This window comes from Streptomyces milbemycinicus (assembly GCF_002154605.1).
In the GTDB taxonomy this organism is placed as follows: domain Bacteria; phylum Actinomycetota; class Actinomycetes; order Streptomycetales; family Streptomycetaceae; genus Streptomyces; species Streptomyces milbemycinicus.
Genome location: NZ_MUNE01000978.1, coordinates 1 through 6,882, shown reverse-complemented (window position 1 = coordinate 6,882; position 6,882 = coordinate 1). Strand labels below are relative to the sequence as shown.

5 protein-coding genes are annotated in these 6,882 nt (G+C 73.9%); all 5 read right to left on the bottom strand.

The annotated features are described in order from the left end of the window. Positions 1-177 precede the first annotated feature (177 nt). Positions 178-849: an alpha/beta fold hydrolase gene (locus tag CCN51_RS49905; protein WP_014173693.1), complete on the bottom strand. Its 672-nt coding sequence runs from the start codon at positions 847-849 to the stop codon at positions 178-180. A gap of 19 nt (positions 850-868) precedes the next feature. After that, positions 869-2,428, bottom strand: coding sequence for an acyl-CoA synthetase (locus tag CCN51_RS49900; RefSeq protein ID WP_014173694.1), 1,560 nt, complete (start codon positions 2,426-2,428; stop codon positions 869-871). Positions 2,429-2,507: 79 nt separating this feature from the next. Further along, positions 2,508-3,611, bottom strand: a complete 1,104-nt coding sequence (locus CCN51_RS49895; protein ID WP_014173695.1) for an NAD(P)H-dependent flavin oxidoreductase — start codon at positions 3,609-3,611, stop codon at positions 2,508-2,510. 97 nt (positions 3,612-3,708) lie between these two features. Beyond that, on the bottom strand, positions 3,709-5,262 hold the full coding sequence (locus CCN51_RS49890; RefSeq protein ID WP_014173696.1) for a phytoene desaturase family protein: 1,554 nt from the start codon (positions 5,260-5,262) through the stop codon (positions 3,709-3,711). Positions 5,263-5,555: 293 nt separating this feature from the next. Beyond that, on the bottom strand, positions 5,556-6,882 hold a 1,327-nt coding region (locus CCN51_RS49885; RefSeq protein ID WP_143676187.1), incomplete at its 5' end, for a tetratricopeptide repeat protein.

Genomic DNA, 6,882 nt, shown 5'->3' with positions numbered 1-6,882 from the left:
CGGAAGCCGAGGCCGGGGCGGCGACGGAAGCGGCCCCAGCCGCGGCCGCGCCGGGCGCAGCCGTGGCCAGCAGCCCGAGGGCCGCGACGGCGGTCAGCGCGTGGCGCAGCGTCCCCTTCAGCATCGGCGTCACTTCTCTGCCTCCAGAAACGGGCGCACCTCGGCCAGACCGTAACATCAGCCGCTGCCGCGGCGGGCCTCGGGGCGCATCTCGTGGACGAAATGCCCCGCGTCGATGGTGACCAGGCGGCAGTCGGGTATCCGCTTGGCCATGTCGGCCAGCAGTTCCTGCGGGATATGGCTGTCCGGGCCGCCGCCCATGAGCAGGGTCGGGGCGGTGATCGCGGAAAGCCCTTCGATCCACCGTGGATCGGGCACGTTGCGCTGCTCGGTGAACTGGGTCTTGACCGCCCAGTCGAAGGCCAGCCGCCCCTTCGGGCGCTCGGGCACCTCCAGTGGCGGGTCCTGGGGCCACAGCGGCGGGGCGTCCTCGATCACCAGCCGCTCGACGAGATCGGGGTGGCGCTGGGCGAGGAGGTAGCCGACCACGCCCCCGTAGGAGTGTCCGACGACCGAGACGCGGGGCAGGCCGAGGGCCGCGAGGAAGCCGACGATGTCGTCGCTCATCCGCTCCAGGGCGTAGTCCCCGGGCCAGTCGCTGGCCCCGTGGCCGCGCAGGTCGAGCGCGTACACCCGGCGGGTGCGGGCGAGTTCGGGGGCGATTCTCAGCCAGTCGACGCCGTCCCCGCCGAGGCCGGCCAGCAGCAGGACGGGGGGAGCCTCACGCTCCCCCCAGACCCGGTAGGCCAGCTCGATCCCGTCCACCTCGACGGTGTCAAGTGTGTGCATAGGGCAGAGGCTACCCGCGTCACATCGCTCGCTCACGCCCTTCCCAATACGGCTCGCGCAGCCGCCGCTTGTAGAGCTTGCCGTTGGGGTCGCGCGGCATCTCGGCGACGAAGTCGACCGACTTGGGGCGTTTGTATCCGGCCAGCCGCCCCTCGCAGTGGTCCAGCAGCTCCCGCTCCAACTCCGGTCCCGGCTCATGTCCCGGGGCCGGCTCCACGACCGCCTTGACCTGCTCGCCCCAGTCGTCGTGCGGAATGCCGAAGGCGGCGGCGTCGGCGACGGCGGGGTGGGTGAGGAGTTCCGCCTCGATCTCGGCCGGGTAGATATTGACGCCGCCGGAGATGATCAGGTCGATCTTGCGGTCGCGGAGGTAGAGATAGCCGTCCTCGTCGAGCAGGCCGAGGTCGCCGACCGTGAAGAAGTCGCCGATGCGGTTCTTACGGGTCTTGGCCTCGTCCTTGTGGTAGGCGAAGCCGCCGGTGCTCATCCGCATGTAGACGGTGCCGAGTTCACCGGCCGGGAGCCGGTTGGCGTCGTCGTCGAAGATGGCCAGTTCGCTGATCGGCCAGGGTTTGCCGACCGTCCCCGGCTTCTTGAGCCAGTCCTCGGTGGTGGCGAAGGCTCCGCCGCCCTCGCTGGCCGCGTAGTACTCCTCGACACAGCTGCCCCACCAGTCGATCATGGCGCGTTTGATGTGGTCGGGGCAGGGCGCGGCCCCATGGATGGCGTGGCGCATCGAGGACACGTCGTAGCGCCCCCTGACCTCTTCGGGCAGCGCCAGCAGCCGGTGGAACTGGGTGGGGACCATATGGGTGTGCGTACAGCGGTACGCGTCGATGAGGCGCAGCATCTCCTCGGGCGTCCACTTGTCCATGAGGACCAGCCGGTGGCCGATGTGCAGGGAGGAGGCGGCGAACTGGAGCACCGCGGTGTGGTAGAGCGGTGAGCACACCAGATGGACGTTGTCGGGCTCCTCGTCGCGGGGTTTGATGCCGAAGAAGCGCAGAAAGCCGCCGAGGTGGGCGTTCTCGGGCAGGGCTCCGGTCAGCGCGCGCCGGATGCCGCGCGGGCGGCCCGTCGTACCGGAGGTGTAGTTCATCACCCAGCCCAGCTCGCGGTCGGCGGGCGGCTGATCGGACTGTCCCGCCAGCAGTTCGGCGTACGGGCGGAAGCCGTCGACCTCGCCGACCGCGTAGCGATGGGTGGCGGGCAGCCCGGCCTCGTCGGCGGCCCGGGTGGCCTGTTCGCCGAAGCGTTCGTGGGCGATCAGCACCTTGGCCCCGGAGTCCGAGACGATCCAGGCGATCTCCGGTCCGACCAGATGGTGGTTGACGGGCACCAGATAGAGCCCGGCCTGGGTGGCGGCGAGCGCGGCGGTGAAGAACTCGACGCCGTTGGGCAGCACCACCGCGAAGGCGTCGCCCCGCCGCAGCCCCGCGGCGCGCAGCCCGCCGATGAGCTGGTTGCAGGCGGCGTGCAGCCGGGCGGCGGTCCACTCCTCGCCGTCCGGGGCGATCAGGACGGTGCGGTCGGGTTCGAGCGCGGCCTGGGCCCAGAAGCCGTTGGGTGTACGGGACATGGCGGTCCGGTCCTCCTTCTGGCGGCGTATCAGGCAGGGGTGTCGATGGGGGTATCGGGCAGGGGATCGGGCGGCGGGCTCAGGCCCGTCCGGCGATACGGTTGACGCGGTCGATGGCGCGCTCGAAGCCGCGGGTCAGATCGTCGAAGACGGCCTGCACCGGGCGTTTGGCGTCCATCCGGCCTACGATCTGCCCGACCGGCGTACCGAGCAGCGGCTCCACCTCGTACTTCTGGATGCGCGAGACGGCCTCGGCCACCAGCAGGCCCTGGAGGGGCATCGGCAGCGGGTCCGGGCCCTCGGGGTCCTCCCAGGCGTCGGTCCACTCGGTGCGCAGCTGCCGGGCGGGCTTGCCGGTGAGGGCGCGGGAGCGGACGGTGTCGCCGGACCCGGCCGCGAGCAGCTTTTCGGTGAGCGCGGGCGACGTGAGCGCGGCCTCGTCGGTGGTGAGCCAGATGGAGCCGAGCCAGACGCCCTGCGCGCCGAGGGCGAGCCCGGCGGCGATCTGTTCGCCGCTGCCGATGCCGCCGGCCGCGAGTACGGGCAGCGGGTCCACCGCCTGTACCACCTCCGGGGTGAGCACCATGGACGCGATCTCGCCGGTGTGGCCGCCCGCCTCGTAGCCCTGCGCGACCACGATGTCGAGCCCCGCGTCCTTGTGGTGGAGCGCGTGGCGCGCGCTGCCCGCGAGGGCGGCGACGAGGATGCCGTGGCCGTGGGCGCGCTCGACGACGTCGGGGGGCGGTGAGCCGAGGGCGTTGGCCAGGAGCTTGACGGGGTAGTCGAAGGCGACGTCCAGCTGGCTGCGGGCGACGTGCTCCAGCCAGCCGGTGATCCGCCAGCCGGAGGCCTCGCCCTCGGCGAGCTCGGGTACGCCGTGTTTGGCCAGGGTCTCCTGGACGAACCGGCGGTGTCCTTCGGGGATCATCGCCTCGATGTCCGCCTCGGTCACCCCCTCGACCTTCTTCGCGGGCATGACGACATCGACGCCGTACGGTTTGCCGTCGGTGTGCTCCTGCATCCAGTCGAGGTCGCGCGCCAGCTCGTCCGCCGCTCCGTAGCGGACCGCGCCGAGCACGCCGAACCCGCCGGCCCGGGTGATCGCGGCGGCCACGGCGGGGAACGGCGTGAAGCCGAAGATGGCGTGCTCGATGCCCAGCCTGTTGCTCAGCTCCGTCTCCATGGGCGGCAGGATGCCGCAGGGCGGCGGACGAAGGAAGAGTTTTTCTGACGCAACGTCAGATTCTTTGGCTCTCCGGTTGGACGCGGCCCGGGTGCGGCTACCGGCCGAGCACCGCCATGGCCGCGTTGTGCCCCGGGATTCCGCTCACCCCGCCGCCGCGCACCGCGCCCGCCCCGCACAGCAGCACATTGGCGTGGCGTGTCTCCACGCCCCAGCGGCCGGTGCCCTCCTGGGCGTACGGGAACGCCAGCTCGCGGTGGAAGATGTTGCCGCCGGGCAGCCGCAGCTCCCGCTCCAGGTCCAGCGGGCTCTTCGCCTCGATACAGGGCATCCCCTCGGAGTCGTACGCCAGACAGTCGGCGATCGGCTCGGCGAGCTCGGCGTCGAGCAGTTCGAGGGTGGCCTCCAGCAGCGTGGCCCGCGTCGTGTCATGGTCCGTGGTGAAGAGCCGCGCGGGGGTCTGGAGCCCGAACAGGGTCAGGGTCTGGTAGCCCTGCCGGACCAGGTCGGGGCCCAGGATCGACGGATCGGTCAGCGAGTGGCAGTAGATCTCCGAGGGTGGCCGCAGGGGCAGCCCGCCCGCCGCGGCCTGGCTGTAGGCGGCCTCCAGGTCGCCGTAGCCCTCGGCGATGTGGAACGTCCCGGCGAACGCCTCGCGCGGGTCGACGTCGGGGTCGCGCAGCGCGGGCAGCCGGCGCAGCAGCATGTTCACCTTGAGCTGTGCGCCTTCGGCGGGCGGATCGGGCGACTCGTCGCCCAGCAGCACGGCCAGCTCCTGCGGGGCTGTCCCGACGAGCACGTATCGGGCCCCCACCAGACCCTCCCCGTCCGTGTCACGGAACATCACCTCCGCGGACTTTCCGTCGGTGGCGATGGCCGTCGCCTCACAGCCGGTGGCGATCCGGGCGCCCGCCGCGAGGGCCGCGTCCCGGAGCGCGTCGGTCAGCGCGCCCATGCCGCCGACCGGCACATCCCAGTCGCCGGTGCCACCGCCGATCACGTGGTAGAGGAAGCAGCGGTTCTGACGCAGCGACGGGTCGTGGGCGTGGCTGAAGGTGCCGATCAGGGCGTCGGTGAGGACCACGCCCCGGACCAGGTCGTCCTCGAACTCCGCCTCGACCGTGTCGCCGAGGGGCCGCTCGAACAGCGCCCGCCAGGCCGTTTCGTCGCCGATCCGCGCGCGCAGCGCCTCGCGCGTGGGCAGCGGTTCGGTGAGGGTCGGGAAGACCCGCTCGGCCACGCGCCGGGTCATCCCGTAGAAGCGCTGCCAGGACTCGTACTCCCGGTCCGAGCCGGTCAGCCGGGCGAACGACTCGCGGGTGCGGGCCTCGCCGCCGCCCACCAGCAGCCCGGTGGGACGCCCGGCGCGGACGGCGGGGGTGTACGAGGACACGGTCCGCTTGGCTACGGAGAAGCGCAGCCCGAGGTCGTCCACGATCCGCCGCGGAAGCAGACTCACCAGATACGAGTAGCGGGAGAGCCGCGCGTCGACCCCGGCGAAGGGGCGCGTGGAGACGGCGGCGCCGCCGGTGTGGTCAAGCCGCTCCATGAGCAGCACCCTGCGGCCGGCGCGGGCGAGGTAGGCGGCGGCGACCAGGCCGTTGTGGCCGCCGCCGACGATGACGGCGTCGTACGCGTCGCTGTGAGGCATACCTCCTGAGTAGCACGCGGTGATCGCCGGGGCCAGGAGGCGGCGAGGCGGACCCCTGCGGCAGGAACGGCCGTCGCCCCCGCCGGGCAGCCGGGCGGCCGGGCAGCCGGGCAGCCGGGCAGCCGGGCAGCCGGGCAGCCGGGCACAGCCGACCCGCCCGTCTGCTGGGCGGGGGCGACACACCGAGGCCGTCCGTGGGCCCGCCGGTACGCCGCGCCGGCCGAGCCCCACCGCGGCGGAGCCGCGCAGGGGGTGCGGCTCGGGTGCCGCGGGGGCGGGGCGGCCCCGGCATCTCACGCGCGCCGCCCACGCACCGCCGCCATCCGCCGATACAGCTCGACGGCCTCCTCGCGCCGCCCCAACTGCTCCAGGCACTGGGCCTCGTCGCCCAGGCTGGCGAGGGCGTCGGGGTGGTCGGCGCCCAGCACGTCCGCGCGGGCCCGGGCGACCCGGCGGTAGAGCTCCAGGGCGTCGGTCCAGTTGCCGAGCCAGCCGAGGGCCACCGCCACTTCCCGCTGGCTGACCAGGGTGTCGGGGTGGTCCGGGCCCAGCGTCCGCTCGCGCAGGCCGGAGACGTCGCGGGCCTCGGCCAGGGCCTCCTCCCAGCGGCCGAGGCGGCCCAGGTTGACGCCGAGGCCGTGCCGGGCGCGCAGGGTCTCGGGGTGGGTGGGGCCCTGGGCGCGGGTGCGGTCGTCGACGAGGGCGCGGTAGAGCACCAGGGCCTCCGCGCTGCGGCCGAGCCGACCCAGGCTGATGCCGACCTCGTAGCGGGCCGCGAGGGTGTCCGGGTGGTCGGGGCCCAGCGTCCGGCCGCGGGCGTCGGCCACCTCCCGGTAGATGTGCAGCGCGTCGCTCCAGCGGCCCAACTGGCCGAGGGCGTACGCGACCTCGTAGCGGGTGACCAGGGTGTCGGGGTGGTCGAGGCCGAGGGTCCGGGCGCGGGCCGCGGCCACCTCGCGGGCCACCCGGTGACAGTCCTCGAACCGCCCCAGGCGGCCCAGGTTGAAGGCCAGGTTGTGGCGGCAGCGCAGCGTGTCGGGGTGCTCGGCGCCCATCGTGCGCTCGCGGGCCGCGAGCACCGCGGCGTAGATCTGGTGGGCCTCGAAGTGACGGCCGAGGCGGCTCAGCGCGAACGCGGTCTCCTGCCGGGCGGCCAGCGTGTCCGGGTGCTCGGGCCCGAGCGCCCGCGCACGGCCCGCCGCCACCCGCCCGTACTCGCCCAGCGCATCGCCGTGGCGGCCCTGCCGCCCGAGGGCGAAGGCCGCCTCGTAACGGCTGGCGAGGGTGTCGGGGTGGTCGGGGCCCAGCACGCGCTCCCGCTCGGCGGCGACCTCGCGGTGCGTCTGGCCGGCCTCCTCCCAGCGGCCCTGCAGGGCCAGGCTCATCCCGACGGTGTGCCGGACGGCGAGCGTGGCGAGCAGATTCGGCGGCGGGGGCACCAGCGCGAGCCCGGGCGGCCCGGCCAGCGCAGGCGGCCCGGCGGGCCCGGCCAGCGCAGGCGGCCCGGCAGACGCAGGCGGCGCAGGCGGCCCGGCAGGCCCGGCAGACGCAGGCGGCCCAGCGGGCCCGGCAGGCCCGGCAGGCGCAGACGGCCCGGCGGGCCCAGCCAGCGCCAGCGGC

What these genes read in the sequence shown, in the direction of transcription:
- CCN51_RS49905 (WP_014173693.1), bottom strand. Translation starts at nt 849, where the DNA reads ATGCACACACTTGACACCGTCGAGGTGGACGGGATCGAGCTGGCCTAC.
- CCN51_RS49900 (WP_014173694.1), bottom strand. Translation starts at nt 2,428, where the DNA reads ATGTCCCGTACACCCAACGGCTTCTGGGCCCAGGCCGCGCTCGAACCC.
- CCN51_RS49895 (WP_014173695.1), bottom strand. Translation starts at nt 3,611, where the DNA reads ATGGAGACGGAGCTGAGCAACAGGCTGGGCATCGAGCACGCCATCTTC.
- CCN51_RS49890 (WP_014173696.1), bottom strand. Translation starts at nt 5,262, where the DNA reads ATGCCTCACAGCGACGCGTACGACGCCGTCATCGTCGGCGGCGGCCAC.